The organism is Streptomyces sp. NPDC031379, from assembly GCF_055569615.1.
Window position 1 is genome coordinate 110683 of the sequence record NZ_JBVIIT010000007.1, and the last position, 24454, is coordinate 135136.

The 24454-nt window shown below is 71.9% G+C and carries 23 protein-coding genes; 6 read left to right on the top strand and 17 right to left on the bottom strand.

The features are described 5' to 3' along the window. Positions 1-9 precede the first annotated feature (9 nt). Positions 10-1374 carry a glutamine synthetase family protein gene (locus tag ACZ5CW_RS12340; RefSeq protein ID WP_468600270.1) on the bottom strand — a complete coding sequence of 455 codons (1365 nt, stop codon included), beginning with the start codon at positions 1372-1374 and terminating at the stop codon, positions 10-12. Between the two features lie 95 nt (positions 1375-1469). Here ACZ5CW_RS12340 and ACZ5CW_RS12345 point away from each other — a divergent pair, with 95 nt between their 5' ends. Further along, on the top strand, positions 1470-2222 hold the full coding sequence (locus ACZ5CW_RS12345) for a FadR/GntR family transcriptional regulator (protein WP_468600272.1): 753 nt from the start codon (positions 1470-1472) through the stop codon (positions 2220-2222). A gap of 53 nt (positions 2223-2275) precedes the next feature. Next, positions 2276-2962, top strand: coding sequence for a gamma-glutamyl-gamma-aminobutyrate hydrolase family protein (locus tag ACZ5CW_RS12350; protein WP_468600274.1), 687 nt, complete (start codon positions 2276-2278; stop codon positions 2960-2962). A gap of 327 nt (positions 2963-3289) precedes the next feature. Here ACZ5CW_RS12350 and ACZ5CW_RS12355 read toward each other — a convergent pair whose 3' ends face one another. Further along, entirely contained in the window at positions 3290-4213 is a 924-nt protein-coding gene (locus ACZ5CW_RS12355) for a LysR family transcriptional regulator (protein WP_468600276.1), read from the bottom strand. Positions 4214-4283: 70 nt separating this feature from the next. Here ACZ5CW_RS12355 and ACZ5CW_RS12360 point away from each other — a divergent pair, with 70 nt between their 5' ends. Further along, positions 4284-5453, top strand: a complete 1170-nt coding sequence (locus ACZ5CW_RS12360; RefSeq protein WP_468600278.1) for a TDT family transporter — start codon at positions 4284-4286, stop codon at positions 5451-5453. Here ACZ5CW_RS12360 and ACZ5CW_RS12365 read toward each other — a convergent pair. From ACZ5CW_RS12365 to ACZ5CW_RS12380, 4 genes are all read right to left on the bottom strand, one after another. Next, the gene (locus ACZ5CW_RS12365; protein WP_468600280.1) at positions 5365-6084 is read right to left on the bottom strand and encodes a helical backbone metal receptor; all 720 of its coding nucleotides are present in this window, start codon (positions 6082-6084) and stop codon (positions 5365-5367) included. The genes ACZ5CW_RS12360 and ACZ5CW_RS12365 overlap by 89 nt on opposite strands. Positions 6085-6219: 135 nt before the next feature. Beyond that, complete coding sequence (locus ACZ5CW_RS12370) at positions 6220-6792, bottom strand: helix-turn-helix domain-containing protein (RefSeq protein ID WP_468600282.1); 573 nt, start codon at positions 6790-6792, stop codon at positions 6220-6222. Positions 6793-7177: 385 nt separating this feature from the next. After that, a complete protein-coding gene (locus ACZ5CW_RS12375; RefSeq protein ID WP_468600284.1) occupies positions 7178-8992 on the bottom strand; it encodes an ABC transporter permease/substrate binding protein in 1815 nt (604 codons plus the stop codon). Further along, positions 8985-10058 carry a quaternary amine ABC transporter ATP-binding protein gene (locus tag ACZ5CW_RS12380; protein ID WP_468600286.1) on the bottom strand — a complete coding sequence of 358 codons (1074 nt, stop codon included), beginning with the start codon at positions 10056-10058 and terminating at the stop codon, positions 8985-8987. The genes ACZ5CW_RS12375 and ACZ5CW_RS12380 overlap by 8 nt, the downstream gene beginning before the upstream one ends. A gap of 202 nt (positions 10059-10260) precedes the next feature. Here ACZ5CW_RS12380 and ACZ5CW_RS12385 point away from each other — a divergent pair, with 202 nt between their 5' ends. Together ACZ5CW_RS12385 and ACZ5CW_RS12390 are read left to right on the top strand one after the other, a co-directional pair. Then, positions 10261-11181: a 5'-3' exonuclease gene (locus tag ACZ5CW_RS12385; protein WP_468600288.1), complete on the top strand. Its 921-nt coding sequence runs from the start codon at positions 10261-10263 to the stop codon at positions 11179-11181. A 112-nt stretch (positions 11182-11293) separates the two neighbouring features. Continuing rightward, positions 11294-12139: a siderophore-interacting protein gene (locus ACZ5CW_RS12390; RefSeq protein WP_468600290.1), complete on the top strand. Its 846-nt coding sequence runs from the start codon at positions 11294-11296 to the stop codon at positions 12137-12139. A 61-nt stretch (positions 12140-12200) separates the two neighbouring features. Here ACZ5CW_RS12390 and ACZ5CW_RS12395 read toward each other — a convergent pair whose 3' ends face one another. Then, complete coding sequence (locus ACZ5CW_RS12395; RefSeq protein ID WP_468600292.1) at positions 12201-13139, bottom strand: 5'-nucleotidase; 939 nt, start codon at positions 13137-13139, stop codon at positions 12201-12203. Between the two features lie 11 nt (positions 13140-13150). Next, positions 13151-13732 (bottom strand): GNAT family N-acetyltransferase, encoded by a 582-nt coding sequence (locus ACZ5CW_RS12400; RefSeq protein ID WP_468600294.1) that lies wholly within the window; start codon positions 13730-13732, stop codon positions 13151-13153. Positions 13733-13825: 93 nt separating this feature from the next. Between ACZ5CW_RS12400 and ACZ5CW_RS12405 the strand changes: the two genes are divergently transcribed. Next, positions 13826-14776, top strand: a complete 951-nt coding sequence (locus ACZ5CW_RS12405; protein ID WP_468600296.1) for an RluA family pseudouridine synthase — start codon at positions 13826-13828, stop codon at positions 14774-14776. Between the two features lie 7 nt (positions 14777-14783). Here the strand turns inward: ACZ5CW_RS12405 and ACZ5CW_RS12410 are convergent, their stop codons facing one another. The 9 genes from ACZ5CW_RS12410 to ACZ5CW_RS12450 all read right to left on the bottom strand — a co-directional run bounded on the left by ACZ5CW_RS12410 (position 14784) and on the right by ACZ5CW_RS12450 (position 24439). Then, the gene (locus tag ACZ5CW_RS12410) at positions 14784-16265 is read right to left on the bottom strand and encodes a cytochrome P450 (protein WP_468600298.1); all 1482 of its coding nucleotides are present in this window, start codon (positions 16263-16265) and stop codon (positions 14784-14786) included. 47 nt (positions 16266-16312) lie between these two features. Next, positions 16313-16933 (bottom strand): GTP-binding protein, encoded by a 621-nt coding sequence (locus ACZ5CW_RS12415; RefSeq protein ID WP_468600300.1) that lies wholly within the window; start codon positions 16931-16933, stop codon positions 16313-16315. After that, entirely contained in the window at positions 16914-17330 is a 417-nt protein-coding gene (locus tag ACZ5CW_RS12420; RefSeq protein ID WP_468600302.1) for a DUF742 domain-containing protein, read from the bottom strand. Before ACZ5CW_RS12420 ends, ACZ5CW_RS12415 begins: the two co-directional genes overlap by 20 nt. Further along, complete coding sequence (locus ACZ5CW_RS12425) at positions 17327-17731, bottom strand: roadblock/LC7 domain-containing protein (RefSeq protein WP_393740614.1); 405 nt, start codon at positions 17729-17731, stop codon at positions 17327-17329. Before ACZ5CW_RS12425 ends, ACZ5CW_RS12420 begins: the two co-directional genes overlap by 4 nt. Next, the gene (locus ACZ5CW_RS12430) at positions 17728-19398 is read right to left on the bottom strand and encodes an ATP-binding protein (protein WP_468600305.1); all 1671 of its coding nucleotides are present in this window, start codon (positions 19396-19398) and stop codon (positions 17728-17730) included. Before ACZ5CW_RS12430 ends, ACZ5CW_RS12425 begins: the two co-directional genes overlap by 4 nt. A gap of 372 nt (positions 19399-19770) precedes the next feature. After that, positions 19771-22623, bottom strand: a complete 2853-nt coding sequence (locus ACZ5CW_RS12435) for a DEAD/DEAH box helicase (protein WP_468600604.1) — start codon at positions 22621-22623, stop codon at positions 19771-19773. Between the two features lie 84 nt (positions 22624-22707). Continuing rightward, entirely contained in the window at positions 22708-23658 is a 951-nt protein-coding gene (gene tatC / locus ACZ5CW_RS12440) for a twin-arginine translocase subunit TatC (protein WP_468600307.1), read from the bottom strand. 47 nt (positions 23659-23705) lie between these two features. Continuing rightward, positions 23706-23984: a Sec-independent protein translocase subunit TatA gene (tatA, locus tag ACZ5CW_RS12445; protein WP_468600309.1), complete on the bottom strand. Its 279-nt coding sequence runs from the start codon at positions 23982-23984 to the stop codon at positions 23706-23708. A 260-nt stretch (positions 23985-24244) separates the two neighbouring features. Further along, positions 24245-24439, bottom strand: a complete 195-nt coding sequence (locus ACZ5CW_RS12450) for a hypothetical protein (protein WP_225098277.1) — start codon at positions 24437-24439, stop codon at positions 24245-24247. Positions 24440-24454 lie beyond the last annotated feature (15 nt).

A 24454-nucleotide genomic window follows, 5' to 3' on the forward strand; every position in this document is an offset into this window, starting at 1 on the left:
GCGGGCGGCTCACAGGCGCTCGAAGGAGCGGCGCAGCTCCCAGTCGGTGACCGCGGCGTCGAAGGCCTCCAGCTCGACGCGCGCCATGTTGCGGTAGTGGGCCACGACCTCGTCGCCGAAGGCGGCCTGGGCGATCGGGCTGTTCTCCCAGAGTTCGGCGGCCTCCCGCAGGGTGGTGGGGACGTGCTCGAAGTCGGCGGTGTAGGCGTTGCCGGGGCAGGGCTCGGGCAGTTCCAGCTTCCGCTCGATGCCGTACAGGCCGGCCGCGACGAGTCCGGCGACGGCGAGGTACGGGTTGACGTCGCCGCCGGGGAGGCGGTTCTCGAAGCGCAGGGAGCGGCCGTGGCCGACCACGCGGAGGGCGCAGGTGCGGTTGTCGTGGCCCCAGGCGACGGCGGTGGGGGCGAAGGAGCCGGGCTGGAACCGCTTGTAGGAGTTGATGTTGGGGGCGTAGAGGAGGGAGAAGTCGCGGAGGGCGGCCAGCTGTCCGGCGAGGAAGTGCCGCATGACCTCGGACATGCCGCCCTCCAGGTCACCCGCCATGGCGCTGGTGCCGTCGGCGCCGGCGAGCGAGAGGTGGATGTGGCAGGAGTTGCCCTCGCGCTCGTTGTACTTGGCCATGAAGGTGATCGAGACGCCTTCCTGGGCGGCGATCTCCTTGGCGCCGGTCTTGTACAGGGCGTGCTGGTCGCAGGTGCGCAGGGCCTCGTCGTAGCGGAAGGCGATCTCGTGCTGGCCGGGGTTGCACTCGCCCTTGGCGGACTCGACGGTGAGGCCGGCGCCGGCCATGTCGTTGCGCAGCCGGCGCAGCAGGGGCTCGATGCGGCCGGTGCCGAGGATGGAGTAGTCGATGTTGTACTGGTTGGCCGGGGTCAGGCCCCGGTAGTCCGCGTCCCAGGCCTGTTCGTAGCTGTCCTTGAAGACGATGAACTCCAGCTCGGTGCCGGCCTGGGCGGTGTAGCCGAGTTCGGCGAGCCTCTCCAGCTGGCGGCGCAGGATCTGGCGGGGGGCGGCGGCGACCGGGGAGCCGTCGGCCCAGGCGAGGTCGGCGACGAGCAGGGCGGTGCCGGGGTGCCAGGGGACGCGGCGCAGGGTCGCCAGGTCGGGGTGCATGGCGAAGTCGCCGTAGCCGCGGTCCCAGGAGGACATCGCGTAGCCGTCGACCGTGTTCATGTCGGTGTCGACGGCGAGGAGGTAGTTGCAGCCCTCGGTGCCGTGGTGCAGGACCTCGTCGAGGAAGAAGCGGGCGGCGAACCGCTTGCCCTGGAGACGCCCTTGCATGTCGGGGAAGGCCAGGACGACAGTGTCGATCTCGCCGCTCGCGACGAGGGCGTGCAGTTCCTCGACACTGAGCGGGGCTGTGCGGTCTGCCACGGGAGAGCCTCCTTCGGCGCCTTCGCGCTTCTTCGGCCGGGCCGGGAGCCATAAGGTATTGCTCAGGACCATTGCTTGGGAAGGGGGTACGGCGGATGTCGCGGGAGGCGGAGTGGCAGGGGGCGCACGCACAGGGGGGCGGCGACCGGCTCGCTCCGGTGCTGCGGCCGGTGCGCGCGGGCAACGGCTTCGAGGAGGCACTGGAGCAGATCCTGCAGGTCGTCCGGCTCGGCCTGGTGCCGGGCGGCGAACGGCTGCCGGCCGAACGGGAGCTGGCGGAGCGGCTCGGGATCAGCCGGGTGACCCTGCGCGAGGTACTGAAGGTGCTGCAGGACCAGGGGCTGGTGGAGGCGCGGCGCGGACGGTACGGCGGAACGTTCGTGCTGCCGCGTGCGGACGCGGGCGGCGAGGACGAGCTGCGGCGGCGGATCGCGGAGGTCGACATCGAGGACGTGCTGCGTTTCCGGGAGGTGCTGGAAGTGGGCGCGGCCGGGCTGTGCGCGGCGCACGGGCTGACGGACGAGCAGGCCGGCCGGTTGCGGGAGGCGCTGGACCGCACCCACGAGGCCCCGCTCGCCGAGTACCGGCGCCTGGACACGTTGCTGCATCTGACGCTCGCCGAGCTGTGCGGCTCGCCGTCGCTGACCGCGCAGTACGCAGCGGTGCGGGCCACGGTCAACGACCTCCTCGACTGCATTCCGCTGCTGGTGCGCAACCTCGAGCACTCCCAGCGGCAGCACACCGCGCTGGTGGAGGCGGTGCTGGACGGGGACGCGGACGGGGCGCGGGAGATGATGCGGGAGCACTGCGCGGGTACGGCGGCCCTGCTCCGGGGCTTCCTGGGGTAGCTCGGACTCTGTAAAGGTATGACGGTGAACCTTTGACTTCCGGGGAGGGCTGCATGAGCGTACGACCGCTGATCGGTGTGAGCACGTATCTGGAGGCCGGTGCGCGCTGGGGGGTGTGGGAGCTGGCGGCCGCGCTGCTGCCGGCCGCCTATCCCCGGCTGGTGCAGCGGGCCGGAGGGCTGGCGGCGATGCTGCCGCCGGACGCGCCGGAGCACGCGGCGGCCGCGGTCGCCCGGCTCGACGGGCTGGTGATCGCGGGCGGACCGGACGTCGACCCGGCGTGCTACGGCGCCGAGCGCTCTCCCCGTACGGGCCCGCCCGCGCCGGAGCGGGACGCCTGGGAACTGGCCCTGATCGACGCGGCCCTGGACGCGGGCGTGCCGTTGCTGGGGGTCTGCCGGGGCATGCAGCTGCTGAACGTGGCCCTCGGCGGGACCCTCGTCCAGCACCTGGACGGGCATGCGGAGGTGGTCGGCGTGTTCGGCGGGCACGCGGTGAAGCCGGTGCCGGGCACGCGGTACGCCGGGATCGTCCCGGAGGAGGTGACGGTGCCGACGTATCACCATCAGGCCGTGGAGCGGCTCGGCGCGGGTCTCCTGCCGTCGGCCTACGCGGCGGACGGGACCGTCGAGGCGCTCGAACTGCCGCCGGAGCGGGGCTGGGTGCTCGGGGTGCAGTGGCATCCGGAGATGGGGGAGGACGTTCGGGTGATGCAAGCGCTGGTCGCTGCCGCGGGCTGAGCGGGGGGCTGCGTAGGGGGGCGGGGCTCGGGGCGGGGGCGGGGCGGGTAGGTGGTCGGGTGCGGGTTCGTTGTGGCTGGTCGCGCCGTTCCCCGCGCCCCTGAGGGGACTGCCGCTCGGGCGTCGTGGAGTTGCCGGCGTCGAGGGTCTGGCGGTCGGGTGCGGGTTCGTTGTGGCTGGTCGCGCCGTTCCCCGCGCCCCTGAGGGGAATGCCGCTCGGGCGGTCGTGGAGTTGCCGGCGTGGGCGTCGTGGCTGGTCGCGCTGTTTTCCGCGCCCCTGAGGGGGACTGCCGCTCGGGCGGTCGTGGGGTTGCCCGCGGGCGCTGGTCAGGTTCGGGTCAGGGAGAGGAGTTCTCGGGCCGGGCCCGTCGGGCGGTGGCCCGTCGGCCACACCGCGCGCAGGTCGCGGCGCAGGGAGACGTCCGCCATCGGGATGCTGACCAGCCGCCGCATCGCCAGCTCCTCCCCCACCGCCAGTTCGCTCAGCACCGACGGGCCCGCGCCGCTGACCGCGGAGGCCTTGACCGCCGTGGTCGAGGAGAGTTCGATCAGGGGCCGGGCCAGACCGCCGAGGGCCGCGTCCAGGACCTGCCGGGTGCCGGAGCCGCGCTCACGGAGGATGAGCGGGGTCGCGGCCAGTTCCTCCGCGGTCAGGGGCCGCCGGCGGCGGGCCCACGGGTGCCCGGGGGCGGTGACCACGATCAGCCGGTCGTGGGCGATCACCGCGGAGTCCAGGCCGGCCGGCACCGACAGGCCCTCCACGAAGCCGAGATCCGCCTCCCCGGACAGCAGGAGTTCCGCGACCTTCGCCGAGTTGCCCGCGTGCAGCGAGACGGCCGTGTCGGGGCGCTCGGCGTGCAGCGCGAGGAGCCAGCCGGGCAGCAGGTACTCGGCGATGGTCATGCTCGCCGCGACCCGCAGGCGCGAGTCGCGCCGGTCCCGCAGGGCCCGCGCACCCGCGTCGAAGGCGGCCGCCGCCTCCACCACCCGGCGGGCCCAGTCCGTCACCAGGGCGCCCGCGTCGGTGAGCCGGGAGCCGCGCGGCGAGCGGTCGACCAGGGCCACGCCCAGCTGCCGTTCCATGGAGCGCAGCCGGCTGCTGGCGGCCGGCTGCGTGATGCCGACCTCCCGCGCGGCCGCGCCGAGGCTGCCCAGACGCGCCACCGCCAGCAGCAGCTCGAGTGCCGCCAGGTCCGGCACCCGGTGGGCCAGTGATTCCGTGCGCTCTCGCCGTTCCTCCGCCTCGCTCATAAGACCAGCTTATGCCCTCATAGGGAGGAACTCCCTGGTCAGGGGCGGGCATCGACGGGACGGTGGAGTCATGGTCACCGTAGCCCAGCCCCTGTCCGCCCCCACCGTTCCCCGCGCCGCCCGGGTCCGGCACCTCGGCCCCAACTGGTACGCCTCCGTCATGGGCACCGCCGTCGTCGGCTCGGCCGGCGCCGCGCTGCCCGGGCACGCGGACGGGCTGTCGCGCGGTGTTCTCGCCGGTTTCTGGGCACTGTCGGGGCTCGCGCTGGTGGCCCTGCTGGCAGCCCGGGCGCTGCACTGGACCCGCCATCGCGACCAGGCCCGCGCCCACCTCCTCGACCCGGCCATGGCCCCGTTCTACGGCTGTCTGGCGATGGCCCTGCTGGCGGTCGGCGGCGGTGCCGTGACGGCCGGGCGGCCCCTGATCGGCACGGGCCCGGCGGTCGCCCTGGACGCCGTGCTGTTCACCGCCGGTACGGCGGTCGGGCTCGCGGCCGCCGTCGCCGTCCCGTACCTGATGGCCGTACGGCATCGCGTCGAACTCTCCCAGGCCACCCCGGTATGGCTGCTGCCGCTGGTCGCGCCCATGGTGTCGGCCGCGCTCGGCCCGCTGCTCGTGCCGCATCTGCCGCCGGGTCAGCCCCGCGAGACCCTGCTGCTGACCTGCTTCGCACTGTTCGGGCTGAGCCTGTTCGCCACGCTGCTGATGCTGCCCCTGGTCTTCGGCCGGCTGATCACCTCCGGACCGCTGCCGCTCGCGCTCACCCCGACCCTCTTCCTGGTGCTGGGCCCGCTCGGGCAGTCCACCACCGCGGTCGCGCTGATCGCGGACGGCGCTCCCGGTGTCGTACCCGCCCCCTACGACCGCGGCCTCGCGGTGTTCGCCGTGCTGTACGGGGTGCCGGTCATGGGGTTCGCGCTGCTGTGGCTGGCGCTCGCGACCGCGCACGTGGTGCGGGCCCGGAGGCGGGGCATGGGGTTCGCGATGACGTGGTGGGCGTTCACCTTCCCGGTCGGCACCTGTGTCACCGGCGCCGCGGCCCTCGCCCGGCACACCGGACTGGCCCTGTACGACGTCCTGGCCGTCGGGCTGTACGCCGTGCTCGTCACGGCCTGGCTCGCGGCCGCCGCCGGCACCGTACGGGGCGTGCTCAGCGGCGAGCTGCCCGCAGGGCCCCGGCCAGCACCCGTGGCGCCTGCGTCAGTGACGGGCCGTACCAGGTCAGGTGCCGTCCGCTGACCAGCGCGCAGGGCAGGCCGGGGAAGGCTTCCGGGCCGTCGTCGGCGGTGAACCGGTAGGGCTCGTCGGGCAGGACCACCAGGTCCGGGGCGGCCGCGCGCAGCTCTTCCAGGGGGATGCGGGGATAGCGCTCGGGGTGGGCGGCGTAGCGGTGGTCGACGCCCAGGCGGGCCAGGACGTCACCGGCGAACGTGTCGCGGCCGAGGACCATCCAGGGGCGGCGCCAGATCGGTACGACCGCCGCCGTGCGCTCCTCCGGCTCCGGCAGCGCGGCCCAGGCCTCCTCCGCCGCGTCCAGCCAGCGCGGACGCCCCGGCGCGCCGCACGCGGTCAGTACCCGGTCCAGCTCCGTCAGGGCCTGCGGGACGCCACGGACCTCGGTGACCAGCACCTCCAGGCCCGCCGCGCGCAGGGCCTCCAGGTCGGGGGCGCGGTTCTCCTCCTCGTTGGCGATCACCAGGTCGGGGGCCAGGGCGAGGATGCGGTCGACGGCCGGGTTCTTGGTCCCGCCGATCCGGGTGACGGGCAGGTCCGCCGGATGACTGCACCAGTCGGTGACGCCGACGAGGGCTCCGGGCAGCGTCAGGGCGACCGCCTCGGTGAGGGAGGGGACCAGGGAGACGACTCGCACTACGCGGCCCCGGCGTGGTCAGCGCCCCGAAGGGACGCGGAGCCGTGGCGACCTGCGGCTCCGCCACGGGACGCGACCGGCCACGACGGACCGGTGGACGAGCGGCGCTCCACCACGCACCCTCCTGCGGAACTCTCAGCGGGAGCGGTCCTGGACCGCCTCGATGTGCTCGGCGACCGCGACCACGATGATCCGGGTGTCCGGGACCGTGGCCCGCCAGCGGTGGCGGACCCCGCCGGTCAGGTACAGGGTGTCGCCGCGGCCCAGGCGGTAGGCGCGGCCCTCGGCCTCGATCTCCACGGCACCGTCGGCGACGTACATCAGCTCGTCGTTGCGGTGCTGGAACTCGCGGCCGGCGTCGTGGTCGCCGGTGAACTCGGAGGCGTGCAGCTGATGGTGGCCGCGCACCAGGGAGCGGGTCCGGGGGCCGAAGTCGCCCTCGGCGACGGGCTCGGCGCGGACGACGTCCACGCTGGCGGCCGGGTCGGCGGCGGCGAGGAGTTCGACGGCCGTGGTGCGCAGGGCGTCGGCCAGCTTCTCCAGCGAGCCGCGGCTGGGGCGGGCCCGGTCGTTCTCGACCTGGCTGAGGAAGGGCACGGACAGGCCGGTGCGCTCCGCCACGACCGCGAGGGTCAGTTCCAGCGCACGGCGGCGTCGCCGGACGGCCGCGCCCACCCGCACGGGCTGCTGCTCTTTGTGGTCGCCCATCGCTCCGGCTCCCTCCCTCGCTCGTCGTGCCGCTGTCCGGGTGCCCGTTTCCGGGACACACCTCTTCCGATGGCTTCTCTGCACCCTACGCATGTTCGGCAAACCGTTTCACGCGGCCGTCACATCCCTGACATGCCCACGGGCCCGCACCCTCACGGTTCGCGCCAGCCCGTGGGGGTGCGGACCCCTGGGGGCCTCGCTCCCCCTTGAGGATGAATATGCCGCCCAACTGGGCCGGGAGCCCCGCCGCAGGCCATAGGTCGTCACGCGCAGTGATTGGCCGGATTGCTCCCGTAGGCGGAAAGCCGCGAGGGGCGGGCAGCACCGTACAGCCGTCGTCGTACGGTGCCGCCCGCCCCTCCGGTGGCGGTCCGGGCCGGTCAGGTCACCCGGCCGCCTGGCTCTCGGCCCCCTCCTGGACGACCGGGGCCCACTTGTCGACCAGGCCGGGGTGCTGCTTCAGCCAGGTACGGACGGCGTCCTGCTCCCTGCCCTTGCCGGCCTTCTGGATCTGCGCCTCCAGGCTCGTGAGCTGCTGCTCGGTCATGGAGAAGTCCTTCAGCCAGCGGCCGACCTGCGGGTTGTCGGCGGTGAATCCCTTGCGGGCGAGGGTGTGCACGCCGTCGCCCTCGCCCCAGGCCCCCTCGGGGTCCTGCAGCTTCTTCAGGTCGTAGTCGCTGTACGCCCAGTGCGGCGACCACAGGGTGACGACGACCGGCTGCTTCCTGGCGTAGGCGCGCTTCAGCTCGGCGAGCATGGCCGGGGTCGAGCCGTCGACCACGTCGTACGTGCCCTCGAGGCCGTACTGCTTCAGCACCTTGTCCTTCAGCAGGCCCATCATGCCCGCGCTGGGCTCGATGCCGATGATCTTCCCGCCGAACTCGGAGGCGTGGTCCTCGAGGTCCGCCAGGGAGTTCACGTCCTTGACATAGGACGGGACGGACAGCTCCAGGGACGTGGGGCCGTACCACTTGCCGAGGTCGTCGAGCTGCTTGCCGTACTTCGCCCAGTACTCGGCGTGCGTGGTGGGCAGCCAGGAGTCGGTCTGGAAGTCGAGCTGCCCGGTGGCGAGACCGGTGTACAGGGGACCGGCGGCGTACTGGGTGGTGGTCACCTTGAAGCCGCGCTGCTGGAGGATCTCCTTCCACAGGAAGGTGGAGGCGATGCCCTCGTCCCAGGGGATGTAGCCGAGCCTGATCTCCTTGCCCTTGCCGACGTCCGTGCCGGAGGCCTCGGAGGTGCCCGCGGACGAGCCGAAGATGCCGAGTCCGCCCGCGACGAGGGCGAGGACGACCACGCCGACCACGGCGACGGCCGGGCGCGGGCGGTACGACCACGCGCGCGCGGGGGCCTTGGCGGCGGCCCTGCGCCCCAGCGGGGAGAGCTGGGTGCCGAGGGCGCCGGTGACGCGGTCCAGGTAGATGGCGAGGACGACGATGCCGACGCCCGCCTCGAAGCCGTAGCCGATGTCCAGCTGGCCGATGGCCTCGTTGACGGCGCCGCCGAGGCCGCCGGTACCGACCATGCCGGCGATGACGACCATGGACAGGCCCAGCATGATCACCTGGTTGACGCCGGCCATGATGGTCGGCAGGGCGAGCGGCAGCTGGACCCGCCAGAGGATGTCGCGCGGGGTGGTGCCGAACGCCTCGGCGGCCTCGACCAGCTCGGCGTCGACCTGGCGGATGCCCAGCTCGGTCATGCGGACGCCGGGGGCGAGCGCGAAGATCAGGGTGGCGACCACGCCGGCGGCGGTGCCCAGTCCGAAGAAGAGCATGGCCGGGATCAGCAGGACCATCGACGGCATGGTCTGGAGCAGGTCCAGAACGGGCCGTACGGCGGCGCTGACGGCCTTGGAACGGGCGGCCCAGATGCCCAGCGGGATCGAGATCACCAGCGCGATCACGGTCGCCACGAGGACCAGGGCGAGGGTGGACATGGCCCGGTCCCACAGGTCGAGCGAGTCGACCAGCGCGAATCCGGCGAAGGCGAGGACGCCCGCGAGCAGGCCGCGCAGCCACCAGGCGACGACGGCGAGGATGCCCGCCATCAGCAGCGGCTCGGGGGCGGCCAGCACGGCGTCGATGCCGTCGTACATGCCCTCCATGACCGCCTTGACGGCGTCGAAGAGCCAGGAGAGGTGGTCGACCAGCCAGTTCACGCCGGAGTCGACCCAGTCGCCGAGGTGGATCCTAGGCACGGCCGATCACCTTCCCGCCGTTGTCGCAGCCGGCGGGTTCGCCCTGTTCGTCGCCGAGGAATCCGACCAGGCGCTGCCGGGGCACGACGCCGACGAGGGCGCGGCCGGCGTCGAGGACGGCGACCGGGTGGGTGAGCCGGGCGCTGATCGCGCACAGCTCGGTGAACGGGGTCTCGGGGGTCGCGGTCTCGCACCCGCAGTCGGCCTCGTCGCCGCGCAGCCCGGTGTCCATCACGGCGGCGGCGGTCAGCACCCGGGAGCGGTCGACGTCCTGGATGAAGGAGGCCACGTACTCGTTCGCGGGGCGCAGCAGGATGTCCTCGGCGGTGCCGGTCTGGACGATTCGGCCGTCGCGCATGACGGCGATGCGGTCGCCGAGCCGCATCGCCTCGTTGAGGTCGTGGGTGATGAAGACGATGGTCTTCCTCAGGGTCTTCTGCAGCTCCAGGAGCTGGTCCTGCATGTCCCGGCGGATCAGCGGGTCCAGCGCGCTGAAGGACTCGTCCATCAGCAGCAGGTCGGCATCGGTGGCGAGGGCGCGGGCGAGGCCGACGCGCTGCTGCATGCCGCCGGACAGCTCGTCGGGCCAGGACGTCTCCCAGCCGGCCAGGCCGCACAGGGCGAGCGCCTCGTCGGCGCGGCGTTCGCGCTCGGCGCGGGGCACGCCCTGCACTTCCAGGCCGTAGGCGGCGTTGTCGCGCACGCTGCGGTGCGGGAAGAGCGCGAAGTGCTGGAAGACCATGCTGATCTTCCTCGAGCGCAGCTCGCGCAGCTCGCGGTCGGTGAGCGCGGTCAGGTCCTCGCCGTCGAAGCGCACCCTGCCCGAAGTGGGCTCCAGCAGGCCGTTGAGCATGCGCAGGAGGGTGGACTTGCCGGAGCCCGAGAGCCCCATGACGACGAAGATCTCGCCCTCCTCGACCCGGAAGGACGCGTCGATCACGGCGGCGGTGGTGCCGTCGGCGCGCAGCTCCTCCCGGTCGGCGCCCTTGCGCACGTGTTCCACTGCTTCGTCCGGTCGTCTGCCGAACACCTTGAACAGGTGCTCCGCCTCAAGCCTCGGTTGCACGCGTACCTCTCGTCTCGGGGACAGGGACAGGAGACGAAGAGTCGCCGACAGTTGAAAAGAGCAACCAGCCTCGCTCCGAGGCGGCGCCTCCCCAGGTCGGGCGGGGGCAAACCCGTAAGTGGCTGGGCTCACGGCGATGCGCATCACGCAACGCGTTCCGGGCGGGAAGGGCGCTGTCGGTGCCGTACGGCATGATGCGAGCGTGACCGGACGACTCATGCTCCTCGACACCGCCTCGCTGTACTTCCGCGCCTACTTCGGCGTGCCGGACTCCGTGAAGGCACCGGACGGCACGCCGGTGAACGCCGTGCGCGGGCTGCTGGACTTCATCGACCGGCTGGTCAAGGACCACCGGCCGGGGAAGCTGGTGGCCTGTATGGACGCCGACTGGCGGCCGCAGTGGCGGGTGGATCTCATCCCCACCTACAAGGCGCACCGGGTCGCCGAGGAGCACGAGGGCGCTCCGGACGAGGAGGAGGTGCCGGACACGCTCTCCCCGCAGGTGCCGGTGATCGAGGACGTCCTGGACGCGATCGGGATCGCGCGCGTCGGGGTCGCGGGGTACGAGGCCGACGACGTGATCGGCACGTTCACCGCGCGCGCCGACGGCCCGGTGGACATCGTCACCGGCGACCGCGACCTGTACCAGCTGGTCGACGACGAGCGCGGGATCCGCGTGCTGTACCCGCTCAAGGGTGTCGGCACGCTGCAGCTGACCGACGAGGCGGTGCTGCGCGAGAAGTATGGGGTGGACGGGCGCGGGTACGCGGATCTCGCGCTGCTGCGCGGCGACCCGAGCGACGGCCTGCCGGGCGTGGCCGGCATCGGCGAGAAGACCGCCGCCAAGCTGCTCGCCGAGTTCGGCGACCTGGCCGGGATCATGGCGGCGGTCGACGACCCGCGGGCGAAGCTCACGCCGTCGCAGCGCAGGCGGCTCACCGAGGCCCGGCCGTACCTTGCGGTCGCGCCGAAGGTGGTGCGGGTGGCCGACGACGTGCCGCTGCCGGACGCCGACACCGCCCTGCCGCGCGCCCCGCGCGACCCGGCGGCACTGGAGGACCTGGCGAAGCGGTGGGGGCTCGGGGGCTCGCTGCAGCGGCTGCTCGGCACGCTCTCGGAGTGACGCGGCGGGAATGTTCCGGCAAAGGACTCTCATCGAGCCCTCAGGAATGAGGCGTTCACTCGGAGCGAGGTGCTAACTTAGGTAAACCTAACCAACTTCGCAGGAGGCCGTGATGGCAGAGCGCCCGGGACGAAAGCCGCGCAAGCCCCATACTGCCCAGGTGGTGCGGACCGAGCGGCTCACCCCGCACATGCAGCGCGTGGTGCTCGGCGGCGAGGAACTCGCCGGATTCGCGGCGGACACCTGCACCGACCACTATGTGAAGCTGCTGTTCGGCCCCCCGGGCGTGACCTACCCGGAGCCCTTCGACCTGGAGCGCATCCGGGCGGAGTTCCCGCGCGAGCAGTGGCCGGTGACCCGGACCTACACCGTGCGCGCCTGGGACCCCGAGCACCGCGAGATGACCCTGGACTTCGTGATCCACGGCGACGAGGGTCTGGCCGGACCGTGGGCCGTGCGCGCACAGCCCGGGGACACGGTCCGCTTCATGGGCCCCGGTGGCGCCTACGCGCCGGACGCGGACGCCGACTGGCATCTGCTCGCCGGTGACGAGAGCGCGCTGCCCGCCATCGCCCGCGCCCTGGAGACGCTGCCCGCCGGCGCCCGCGCGTACGCCTTCGTCGAGGTGTCGGGCCCCGAGGAGGAGCAGAAGATCGACTCCGGGGTGGAGGTCGTCTGGCTGCACCGCGGGGACCGTCCGGTCGGCGAGGCCCTGCTGGAGGCCGTGGCGGCGCTTCGGTTCCCGGAGGGCCGGCTGCAGGCGTTCGTGCACGGCGAGGCGAGTTTCGTGAAGGAGCTGCGCCGGCTGCTCCGGGTCGAGCTGCAGATCCCTCGCGAGGACCTGTCCATCTCCGGCTACTGGCGCCTCGGCCACAACGAGGACGGCTGGCAGGCCTCCAAGCGGGAGTGGAACGCCCGTATCGAGGCGGAGCAGGAGGGCGGCGCGGCGGCCGCCTGAGGACGTCGGAGCGGCGGCACCCGGCACGGGTCGCCGCCGCTCTCCGCTGTCCGCACCGCGCTCAGGGCGCCGTCTCGTTGATCTTGCCGAACGGGATGTGCACGCTGGGCGTGGTCCGGGACGTGCTCTCCAGGTGGGCCACCTGGTCGTCGAAGAAGATGTGCGGGTTCAGCACCTTCATGACCGCGCCCTTGTCCACACCGCCGAGGAAGAAGGCGTCGTTGACCCGCACCCCCCACTCCTTGAGGCTGCGCACCGCACGCTCGTGCGCGGGCGCGTTGCGCGCGGTCACGATGGAGACGTGGACGCGGATCTCGTAGCCGGGATCGCTCTTGCGCCGCTCCTCCTCGCGCCGTTGTATCCGGTTCACGCCGGCGAGGAAGTCGCGCAGCGGCCCCGGGTCGTGCGGGGTCGCCGCGTTCCGGGCCTCGTGCGCGCGGAACTCCTCCAGGCCTCCCGACTGGTACACCCGCTCCGCGGCATCGCCGGCGAGCACCCCGTCGAAGTCGAAGGCGATCCGCAGATCCCGGTCCGTGGGGTCGTCCGGGTACGCCGAACCGAGGACGTGCCCGGCCGGCAGCCCGGCGGCCACGGCCTCGCGCACGTCACGCCCGTCGGCGGACAGGAACAGGGACATGTTCAGCGCCGTCATGAACGGATACGGCGAGCGTCCCTGCCGGAAGATGGCCCGGCTGATCGGCAGCCCGTGGGCCTGGATCGACCGCATGACCCGCAGGCCGGTGTCGGGGTCGTTGCGGGAGAGGATGATGACCTCGACGAGGGGGTCCGCGGGATCGCTCAGGTCGTTCAGCGACAGCAGCCGCCGCAGGAAGGGGAAGGCGACCCCCGGCCGGAGCGTGTTCTCGAGGTTCTCCTCCTGGTAGGCCCGGTAGGCCTCCTCGCCCTGCTCCCGGAAGACCGCGTCCGACTCCCGCAGATCGAACAGGGCGCTGGACGCGACACCGATGACAAGCCGGTCGGCGAGTTCGAAGGCAGGCATGTGCGTTCCCGTCAGTCGCCGCGCACGCGCGCGTGGAAGTGCATGTCGTGCCAGCCGTCCGGGTGCAGGAGGGCGCTGCGCTTGGTGCCCTCCAGCGTGAAGCCCGCCTTGGCGGCCACACGGCAGGAGGCTTCGTTGGCGGTCGCGTGGAAGAGTTCGAGGCGGTGGAAGCCGACCTCCTCGAAGGCCCACTCGGTCAGGGTGGTGGTGGCCCGGACCGCGACGCCCCGGCCGCGCGCGCTCGCCACCGTCCAGTACGCCACCTCGGCGACGCCGTCACCGAGCAGAATCTGGCGCAGGGCGACCCGGCCCAGCAGCTCGTCCGTCTCCCGGTCCACGACGGCCCACTGGACCTGGCTCTCGCCCTCCCAGGCCTGCTGCCACTGCGCGATCCAGCCGGCGGCCTCCGCCACGGAGTCGCAGGACCTGACGTGCCACTGATGGATCAGCCGGTCCTGGAAGGCGGCGTGCACGGCGGGCGCGTCCTCGGCCCGCCAGGGGCGCAGCAGCAGGTCGTCGCCGGCGGGGAGGGCGGGTTGGGGGGTACGGGCGAGGGTCCCGGGGGGCAGCACCGGGCTGGTGAGAAACGGCATGATCCATATCCTGCCGAAAGCGCGACCGGCGACCGACCGCTTTTCGGTTCCGCGCGCTCGTTGCCCCCGGCGGCCCTCGTACCCTTGACCCCGATGAGACGCCGTACCCCGCCCCCGCCCGCCCCGCTCCCCCAGCACGAAGGGGTGGATCCCGTGCGGGTGCGGCTGCCCGCGGGCGGGGCGTGGGCCACCGTGCGGGAGCACCTGGTGGAGCGGCTGACCGGGGCGGGCCCCGGGGTGGTCGCGGGGATGTTCGAGGCCGGACTGATCGTCGGTGCCGACGGCCGGCCGGTGGCTCCGGACGCGCCGTACGAGCCCGGGATGTTCGTGTGGTTCCACCGCGAGCTGCCCGCCGAGGTGCCGGTGCCCTTCCCGGTGGAGGTGGTGTACCGGGACGCGCACATCGTCGTGGCCGACAAGCCGCACTTCCTGGCCACCACCCCGCGCGGCTCGCACGTCGCCGAGACCGCGCTGGCCCGGCTGCGGCGCGAGCTGGGCCTTCCGACCCTGACGGCCGCGCACCGCCTGGACCGGCTGACGGCGGGGCTGGTGCTGTTCACGGTGCGGCCCGAGGAGCGCGGCGCGTACCAGACGCTGTTCCAGGGCCGGCGCGTACGCAAGGAGTACGAGGCGATCGCGCCGTACGACCCCACGCTCGCCCTCCCCCGGACCCTGCGCAGCAGGATCGTGAAGGAGCGCGGGGTGCAGGCCGCGCGGGAGGTCGAGGGCGAGCCGAACGCCGAGACGTACGTGGAAGCCGCCGGGCACCGGGACCGGCTGGGCCGGTACCGGCTCGTCCCGGCGACCGGGCAGACCCATCAGCTGCGGGTGCATCTGAACGCGCTCGGGGTGCCCATCCTCGGCGATCCGCTGTATCCGGAGGTGACCGGCCCGGTGCCGGCCGACGACTTCCGGCGCCCGCTGCAACTCCTCGCGCGGAGGCTGGAGTTCACCGACCCGGTCACCGGGACGGAGCACGCGTTCGTCAGCGGGCGCGCGCTGACGGCCTGGTCGTCGTACGAGACCTGGGCCGGCGAGCGTTAGCCTCCGGTCACTCGCCACGCCACCAGCGCAGCAGCCGCTGCCAGACGCCCCTGGGCCGGGCCGGTTCCGGGCTCGCGAGGAAGGGCTCGGGGGCGGGACGCGGGGCCGGCTGCGGTTCGGCGGCCCGAGCGGGGTCGCTGCTCAGGCTGCCGACCTGCCAGGGGGCGCGCTGCGGCGGCAGGGGCATGGACCGGGGCGGGAGGTCCACGTCCTGCTGCGGCTTGGGCTCGAAGCGCACCGGCAGGGCCACCAGGTGCCGGGAGGCGATGGACGCCCGCCAGCGCAGCTCCTCCTCGGCGCAGTCGAGCTGGATGTCCGGCAGCCGGGTCAGCAGGGCGTCGACGCCGACGTCGGCGATGGCGCGGCCGATGTCCTGGCCCGGGCACTCGTGCGGACCGCCGCCGAAGGCCAGGTGGGAGCGGTTGCCCTGCATGCCGGCCGACAGGTCCGGGCGGATGCGCGGGTCGAGGTTGCCCGGCGCGGGCGCGAACAGCAGCCCGTCGCCCTTGCGGATGCGCCGGCCGCCCAGCTCGGCGTCCTGCTTGGCGTAGTAGCCGAGGACGGTGCTGAACGGCGGCTCGTCCCACAGGGACTGCTCGATCGCCTCCGGCACGGTCATCTGGCCGCCGTTGAGCTGGGCGCGGAAGCCCGGCTCGGTGAGGACCATGCGCAGCGCGTTGGCGAGGAGGTTGGCGGTGGCCTCGTAGGCCGCGAAGAGGACGAGGCGCAGGTGTTCGCGGACCTCGTCGTCGGTGAGTCCGGCCGGATGGGTGATGAGGTGACTGGTGAAGTCGTCCTCGGGCCGGGCGCGGCGCCGGGTGGTGAGCCGGCTCAGCGCGTCCATGACGTACGTGTGGCTCTGGATGGCGGTCTCGGTGCCCTTGAGGGCGTCGCGGGCGGCCTGCACCATCCGGTCGTCGTACTCCTCGGGCATGCCGAGGACCTCGCACATGACGGCCATCGGCAGGTGCTCGGCGAACTGGGAGACCAGGTCGGCCCGGCCCCGCTCGCAGAAGCTGTTGACCAGGCCCTGGGTGGAGCGGCCGATGTGGCGGCGGACGCTGCGGTGGTCGATGGTGGACATGGCCGCGGTGACCGCGGCGCGCAGCCGCTGGTGCTCGTCGCCCTCGGCGTGGGAGCAGATGGGCTGCCAGGCGATGTGCGGCATGAGCGGGTGGTCGGGCTTGACCGTGCCCTCCAGCAGCGGGGTCCAGATCCGGCTGTCGCGGGAGTACTGCGAGGGGCTGCGCACCAGTTGCAGGTTCTCGGCGTGTCCGAGCACCACCCACATCGGCAGGTCGTCGTGGAGCAGTACCGGGGCCACCGGTCCGTACTGCTCGCGCAGGCGCTCGTAGAGGTCGCCGAGGTCCGCCGCGTCGGGGCCGTAGAGCCGGTGCAGTCCGCCGGGGCCGAGGCCGTGTGCCGGGCAGCCCGGCGGCGGGCCGGCGGTGGGGTCCGTGCCGGTGAGGGACGAGGATTCAGGCGTCACAGTGATCGCTCCGGAAGCGGATGGTGTGGGGGTCGGTCGGCTGCGGGTCAGGTGAGGGCGCCGGACAGGGCGAGGGAGTGCAGGAAGTTCATGAGGGTCATCAGTACGTCCTTGCTGGAGGCCCGGCGGCGCACGTCGCAGTCGATGATCGGGATCTCCGGGGCCAGGTCCAGCGCGGTGCGCAGTTCCTCGACGGGGTAACGGGGCGCGTCGGGGAAGGTGTTGACCGCGACGACGAAGGGCACGCCGCGCTCCTCCAGCCGGCCCATGACGTCGAAGCTGACCTCCAGGCGCCGGGTGTCGACCAGGACGACCGCGCCGAGGGCGCCTTCGAACAGGCCGTTCCACAGGAACCAGAAGCGCTCCTGGCCGGGCGTGCCGAACAGGTAGAGCACCAGCTTGTCGGTGATGCTGATACGGCCGAAGTCCATGGCCACGGTGGTGGCCGTCTTGGATTCGGAGCCGTAGTTGTCGTCGACGCCGATGCCGGCCTGGGTCATGGTCTCCTCGGTGGTCAGCGGTCTGATCTCGCTGACGGAACCGACCATGGTGGTCTTGCCGACGCCGAACCCGCCCACGATCACGATCTTCACCGCGGCCTGGGCCGTGTGCGGCAGATGGTCCTCGGTGCGTGGGCCGGGGAGGGTCTCAGAGCCGTTGAAGTCCATGCATCACCGCTTCGAGGAGTGAACGGTCGGGGAGCGCCTGGCGGACGATCGAGGCGCGCGCCTGCACCAGTTCGGCCGCGATCAGCTCGGTGATCAGTACGGTCATCGCGCTGAACGGCAGTTGGAGATAGGCCGACAGCTCGGCCACGGACAGAGGGGCGGTACAGAGCCGGAGCACCGCGGCCTGCTCCGGTGAGGCGGCCGGCGGCGGGGCGGAACGCGCCACGATCAACGTCACGAGGTCGAGTTCGGCACGGCCGCCGTCGGCGGATCCGGCGATGGTGTACAGCCGTTCGGGATTCCTGGGCGGCGCCTCGCCGTCCGCCGGTCCGGGGGGCGGCGGGGGCGGGGGCGGCAGGTGGGGCGGCTGGCGCCGTTTGCGTCGCGGAGGAGTCATACGGTCTGCCCGTTCCGCCGGGGCGGACTGGTGAGGTGGGCGCCGATCCGGACGACGAGGTCGCGCATCATGCCGCTCATCCGGCCCGGCTCGCAGGTGACGTCGGCGAGCACGGCCAGGTAGGCGTTGGCGCCGGCGTTCATGAGGTAGAAGTAGCCGCCCTCGATCTCGATCACGACGACCTTCATCTCGCCGGCGCCGGGGATCTCCTGGATGATGGCGCCGGCCAGGCTCTGCACGCCGGCGCAGGCGGCGGCCACCCGGTCGGCGGCGTCGGGGTCGCCGCCGTAGCGGGCGATGCGCAGTCCGTCGGCGGAGAGGACCACGATCATCTCGATGCCCGGCACGCCGTCGTTCAGCTGCTTGAGCATCCAGTCCAGGTTCGCTCGCTGCTGGATCACTTGAGGTCCCCCTCGTCGTCGGCCTCGGTGGCGCCCTCGGCGGGGTCGGCCGAATCGTTGAGCAGATGCAGGTACTTGGTCGGGTGGAGCGTGAAGTCGGTCAGTTCCGCCGCGGTGGCGCCCTCGGGCATGCCCTCTCGCAGGCCGTCCCAGAACGCTTCCATCCACATGCCCGGCGGCCGGTCCATGAGCTTCTTGCGCTCGGGGTCGATCTCGGGCTCGGGCTCCGGTTCGGACCTGGTCTGGGACCAGATGGTCGGGTTGCCCTCGCGTTCGGCGCGCTCGATGGCGGCCTGTTCGGCGTACCGCTGGCTGAGCGGGGTCTTCACCCGGCTGCGGCGCTGCGGCAGACCGCCCGCGGTCCACTCGGTGACCACGGGGACGTCGTCCTCCATGGAGATCCCGGCGGGGATCTTGGGGCTGGTGGGGCGGCGCTTCTTGGGCGGGCGCTTGGGGCCCTCGACGGCACCGAGTTCGGGCTGCGGTACGCCGGTGGCGCCGATGCCGTGCGCGGCGCCGACGCCGGGCTCGGTGGTGGTCATGACGCGCGGGATGATGAGGATCGCGCGGACGCCGCCGTAGGCGGAGGCGCGCAGCGAGACCTCCATGTCGAACTGCTTGCAGAGCCGGCCGACGACGGCGAGGCCGAGGCGCGGGTTCTCGCCGAGGTTCTCCGCGTCGTCGCCGTTCTTGGCGTCCTCGATCATCTGCTCGATGCGGGCGCGGGACTCCTCGGTGAGGCTGACGCCGGCGTCCTCGATCTCGACGGCGATGCCCGTCTGTACCTCGGCGGCGGTGACGTGCACCTTGGTCGAGGGCGGCGAGTAGCGGGTGGCGTTGTCGAGGAGTTCGGCGGCGGCGTGGATGACCGGCTCGACGGCGGTGCCCTTGATGTTGATGGTGATGATCGAACTGAGTTCGATGCGGCGGTACTCCAGGATGCGCGACATGGCGCCGCGCAGCACGCTGTAGAGGGAGACCGGCAGGGGCCACTGACGGCCGGGGCGGCCGCCGCCGAGGACGGAGATGGTGTCGGCGAGCCGGCCGATCAGCGAGGTGCCGTGGTCGAGCCGGAGGAGGTCGTCGAAGACCTCGGGGTTGCGGCCGTGGTCCTCCTCCATCTCCCGGAGTTCCTTGGCCTGTTGGTGGACGATGGCCTGGACGCGGCGGGCGATGCTCACGTAGGAGCGTTCGGTGGCGTCGCGCATCGAGATCTCGTGGTCGGCGCCGCGCAGCGCGATGCGGAACATCTCGCGGTACTGCTCGGGCAGGCCGCGCAGCTCGGGATCCACGTCGTAGACGTTGACCAGCACGTCCCGGAGCGGCTCTCCGGCGCGCAGCCGGAGCAGACCGGTGGGCAGGATGTCGGTGGCGAAACGGCCGATCAGCTCGTCGTGGGCGACGAGCCGGTGTTCCAGATACGCGGTGTGACGGGCGTGTTCGGCCTGCGCCTCGCGGATCCTGCGGCCGCGGCGGGCGGCTTCCGCGCCCGTGACGAGTACCAGCAGCACGGCCAGCGCCCCGCAGAGGCCGACGGCGAGCCGCGCCGACGCCGGTACCAGGGCCACGGCGGCTCCGCTCGCGGCGGCCATCAATATGGCCGGCGGCAGCAGCACACGCGCATAGGGACGTTCGCGGCGACCGGGAGGCTTCTGAACACTCACCATGGATGCCTTCTGAGACGAGTCGGCTGGGTGTCGGAGGAGCTTTCGGGGGGAAGATTCATGGAACTGCGGGGATCTTCTGGATGTTTGGGAACAGGCGCACGAATACACCTCAACTCGGTGCGCCGCGGGCGAGCTTAGTCCGACCGGATCATCGCCGTGTCATATTCGGCAAGCACCTGAAACCGCCCACACAACAGGAGTACGCTCGACTCCATTTACACGCACTGCTTTCATTCGAACACGTTCGGTTACGGTGCACGGGCGTGCGAGAGCCACTCACCGTGATGAGTGAAAAGGGTGCCTCGGACGCCGGGACGGAACAACACGGCCGGCGGTGCCCCGTGAGGCACCGCCGGCCGGACGAACGCGGGATCAGCCCACCGACGAGTAGGCGACCACACCCCGCAGCAACTGATCGACCGCCTTGCGCGCGGTCTTCGCCACGGACGATCCCTCGCCCGGCGCCGCCGCCGAGATCTGCCCGAGCACGTCGATCACCTGCTTGCACCACCGCACGAAGTCGCCCGCGGGCATCTCCGCCTCCCGCAGCACCTCGTCGAGCCCCTTCCCGGAGGCCCACATGTACGCGGCCCAGGCGAAGCCGAGATCCGGCTCGCGCTGCCCGACCCCCTCGGTCTGGCTGATCCGGAAGTCCTCCTCCAGAGCGTCGAGCCGGCCCCAGATCCGGACCATCTCGCCGAGCGCGGCCTTCGCCTTGCCCGAGGGCAGCTTGGGCGCCATGGCGTCGTCACCGACCCGTGCCTCGTACACCAACGCCGAGACGCACGCGGCCAGTTCGGCGGGGGCGAGCCCCTCCCAGACGCCCTCGCGCAGGCATTCGCTGGCCAGCAGGTCGAGTTCGCCGTACAGCCGCGCGAGCCGCTTGCCGTGCTCGGTGACCTCGTCGCCCCGCAGGTAGTCCATCTCGGTCAGCAGCGCCACGATCCGGTCGAAGGTGCGCGCGATGGTGTTCGTGCGGCCCTCGATGCGCCGCTCCAGCTGCGAGGTGTCGCGCATCAGCCGGTGGTAGCGCTCGGCCCAACGCGCGTGATCCTCACGGTCGTCGCAACCGTGGCAGGGATGGGCTCTGATGGCGGTCCGCAGCTGGGCGATCTCGCGGTCGTCGGCTGCCTGCGACCGCTTCTTGCGGGCCCGCTCCGGCGGGATGTGCCCGGCCTTGGTACGCAACGCGGAGGCGAGGTCCCGGCGCGACTGCGGAGAGCGCGGATTGAAGGACTTCGGGATCCGCATCCGGTCCAGCGGCTCCACCGGCACTGGGAAGTCCATCGACGCCAGTCGCTTGACCTGCCGTTCGGCGGTCAGCACCAGCGGGCGCGGACCGTCGTGCTGGTCGAAGCCGCGGTGGCCGTTGGAGCGGCCGGCGGGCAGCCCCGGGTCGAGCACCAGGGCCAGGCCGGCGTACTTGCCCGTCGGCACGTGGATGACATCGCCCGGCTTGAGCTTCTCCAGGGCCACGGCCGCCTCGGCCCGCCGCTGGTTCGCGCCCTGCCGGGCCAGCTCGGTCTCGCGGTCCTTCAGCTCGCGGCGCAGCCGCGCGTACTCCTCGAAGTCGCCGAGGTGGCAGGTCATGGAGGCCTTGTAGCCCTCCAGGCCCTCCTCGTTGCGCTGCACCTGGCGGGAGATCCCGACGACCGACTTGTCGGCCTGGAACTGTGCGAAGGAGGTCTCCAGCAGCTCGCGCGAGCGGTGCCGGCCGAACTGCTCGACCAGGTTGACCGCCATGTTGTACGACGGCTTGAAGCTGGAGCGCAGCGGGTACGTGCGGGTACCCGCGAGTCCGGCCAGGTGCTCCGGGCTCATCCCGCGCTGCCACAGCACGACGGCGTGGCCCTCGACGTCGATGCCCCGCCGGCCCGCGCGGCCGGTCAGCTGCGTGTACTCGCCGGGGGTGATATCGGCGTGCTGCTCGCCGTTCCACTTGACGAGCTTCTCCAGCACCACCGAGCGGGCGGGCATGTTGATGCCGAGCGCGAGGGTCTCGGTGGCGAACACGGCCTTGACCAGACCGCGCACGAACAGCTCCTCGACGACCTCCTTGAAGGTCGGCAGCATGCCCGCGTGGTGGGCGGCGATGCCGCGCTCCAGGCCCTCCAGCCACTCGTAGTAGCCGAGGACGTGCAGGTCCTCCGGCGGGATGGAGGCGGTGCGCTCCTCGACCAGGGAGCGCACCTTTTCGCGCGCCTCCTCGTCGTTGAGCCTGAGGCCCGCGTACAGGCACTGCTGGACCGCGGCCTCGCAGGCGGCACGGCTGAAGATGAAGGTGATGGCGGGCAGCAGGCCCTCGGAGTCGAGGCGCTCGATGACCTCGGGCCGGCCCGGCGTCCACACGCGCGAACGCTGTCTGCGCTCCCGCTCCCGGTCGGCCTCGCGCATCGAACGGCCGCGCCGGCGGTCCTGGTACGACGGGCGGGTGGCCTCCATGCGGGCGAGGCGGGCGAGGTCGGGGTTGACGGCCTTCTTGTGGCCCTCGCCCTCCTCGAACAGGTCGTACATCCGGCGCCCTGCGAGCACGTGCTGGAACAGCGGCACGGGCCGGTGCTCGGAGACGATCACCTCGGTGTCGCCGCGGACGGTGTCCAGCCAGTCACCGAACTCCTCGGCGTTGGACACGGTCGCCGACAGCGACACCAGGGTCACCGACTCGGGCAGGTGGATGATCACTTCCTCCCAGACGGCACCGCGGAAGCGGTCGGAGAGGTAGTGCACCTCGTCCATGACCACGTAGCCGAGGCCGAGGAGGGTCTGGGAGCCGGCGTACAGCATGTTCCGCAGCACCTCGGTGGTCATCACGACCACCGGGGCGTCGGAGTTGACGCTGTTGTCGCCGGTGAGCAGGCCGACCTTGCCGGTGCCGTAGCGGCGGCACAGGTCGGCGTACTTCTGGTTCGACAGCGCCTTGATGGGTGTCGTGTAGAAGCACTTCTTGCCCTGCTGCAGGGCGAGGTGGACGGCGAACTCGCCCACGATCGTCTTGCCCGAGCCGGTGGGGGCGGCCACCAGCACGCCCTTCCCGGCCTCGAGTGCCTGGCAGGCCTCGATCTGGAAGGGGTCGAGGCCGAAGTCGTACATCTCGCGGAAGGACGCGAGCGCGGTGGCCTGCTCGGCTGCCCGCCTGCGGGCTGCCGCGTACCGCTCGGCCGGTGAGAGATCCTCTGTCATCGTGCTTTCGAGCGTACCGGGCGCCACTGACAACAGGACGATCATTATCCCGAACATGGGTTGATCGACAGCACACGAATGCCCCCGTCCCCAGGGGACGAGGGCATCGCACAGCGGCTCGGTGGACGATCAGGTCACGTCGTCGTAGCCGTTGACCCGGTCCGTGCTCGCCTGCTCGGGCAGCACGCGGTTGGCCGAGACGGGCTCGACGTCGCCGATGTCCTCGGGCGTGAGGTCCAGCTCGGAGGCCTCGTCGTCGGCGGGACCCGCGGCGTCGCGGCGGCGCCTGCGCCGGTCGTTCAGCAGCGAGAAGGTGACCGCGCCGAAGTACAGCACCCAGATCGGTCCGGCGAGCGCCAGCATCGAGAGCGGGTCGGTGCTCGGCGTGGCGACGGCCGCGAAGACCGTGATGCCGAGGATCATCGCCCGCCACCAGCCGAGCATGCGGCTGCCGGTCAGCACCCCGGTGAGGTTGAGCATGATCAGCAGCAGCGGCAGCTCGAAGGAGAGACCGAAGACGATCACCATGCGGGTGACCAGCTGGAGCAGGTCGTCGAGCGGCAGGAAGTTCCTGATGGCCCCGTTCGGCGTGAAGTCGATCAGCACCTTCGCGGTGGTGGGCAGCACCTTGTACGCGAAGAAGGCACCGCCGAAGAACAGCGGGGCGCCGGTGAAGACGAAGGCGTAGGCGTACTTCTTCTCGTGCCGGTGCAGACCCGGCGCGACGAAGGCCCACAGCTGGTAGAGCCAGATCGGCGAGGCCAGCACGACGCCCGCCATCAGGGAGACCTGGAGAGCGAGGTTGAACGGGGCGAGGAGACCGTTGATCGTGATCTCGGCGCACTGGTGCTTGCCGCTGGTCTTCGCCAGCTCCTCGAACGTCTCAGGGCAACCGATCGAGTCGAGGATGGGCCTCGTCAGGAAGTTGATGATGTCGTTGTAGAAGAAGGCGGCGACCACCGTCACGACGACGATGGCCAGCATGGCCTTCGCGAGCCGGTTGCGAAGCTCACGAAGATGATCCGCAAGGGGCATCCGCCCCTCGGGATCCTTCTCCTTGTTGCGGGCAGACTTGACCAACCCACGTCCTCATCTCGTGCGGCAGGCCGGGGGTTTCCGGCCCTGCGTCAGCGCTGGGTGGTGTCCGTCGGCTCGTTGACCGGCCGCGAGCTGCTCACGTCGCCGGGAGCCGCCTGGATGGTGCGCTGCGCCGGGGGCTGCTCGTTGGAGGCGGGCGCCTGGGCGGAGGAGTTGCTGTCTTCCTTCATCGCCTTGGCCTCGCTCTTGAGGATGCGCGCGGACTTGCCGAGCGAGCGGGCCATGTCCGGAAGCTTCTTCGCGCCGAACAGCAGGATGATGACGACGAGGATGAGAATGATCTCGGGGGCTCCGAGCCTTCCGAACATAAGATTTTACCTTCTCACCGAGGCGGCTGGGGTGGGGTGCTGTCCGACCAGTCGGACATGCGTCCGATGGTCGTGCTGTCAGCGATCGTAACGCTCAGGGGTAAACGAGAGGCAATCCCCGTGCGTACTCCCGGTCCGCGGTACGGGCCTCGTTCTCCGCACCGCGACCAGCAGCGTACCTGTCCCGATGGGCAGCATGACAGGGCGAAGTGACGCAAAGCGCTTGTACCGCAGGACTCACAGGTCCCCCTCGGCGCAGCTCACAGGGCGTCCACGGCCCGGGCCGTGCTCACGGCCGCCCGCTCCAGATCCTCCGCCGCCCTGTTGATACGGCGCGCGGAATCCGCGACCTGCTGCCCGAGGCGCCGCGCCTCCAGGAAGACCCGGACGGCGAGCACCCCCAGGACGGCGAGACCCAGGAAACCCACGGCTACCGCGAACATCGGCCAGAACATGACGCCGAGCCTAGA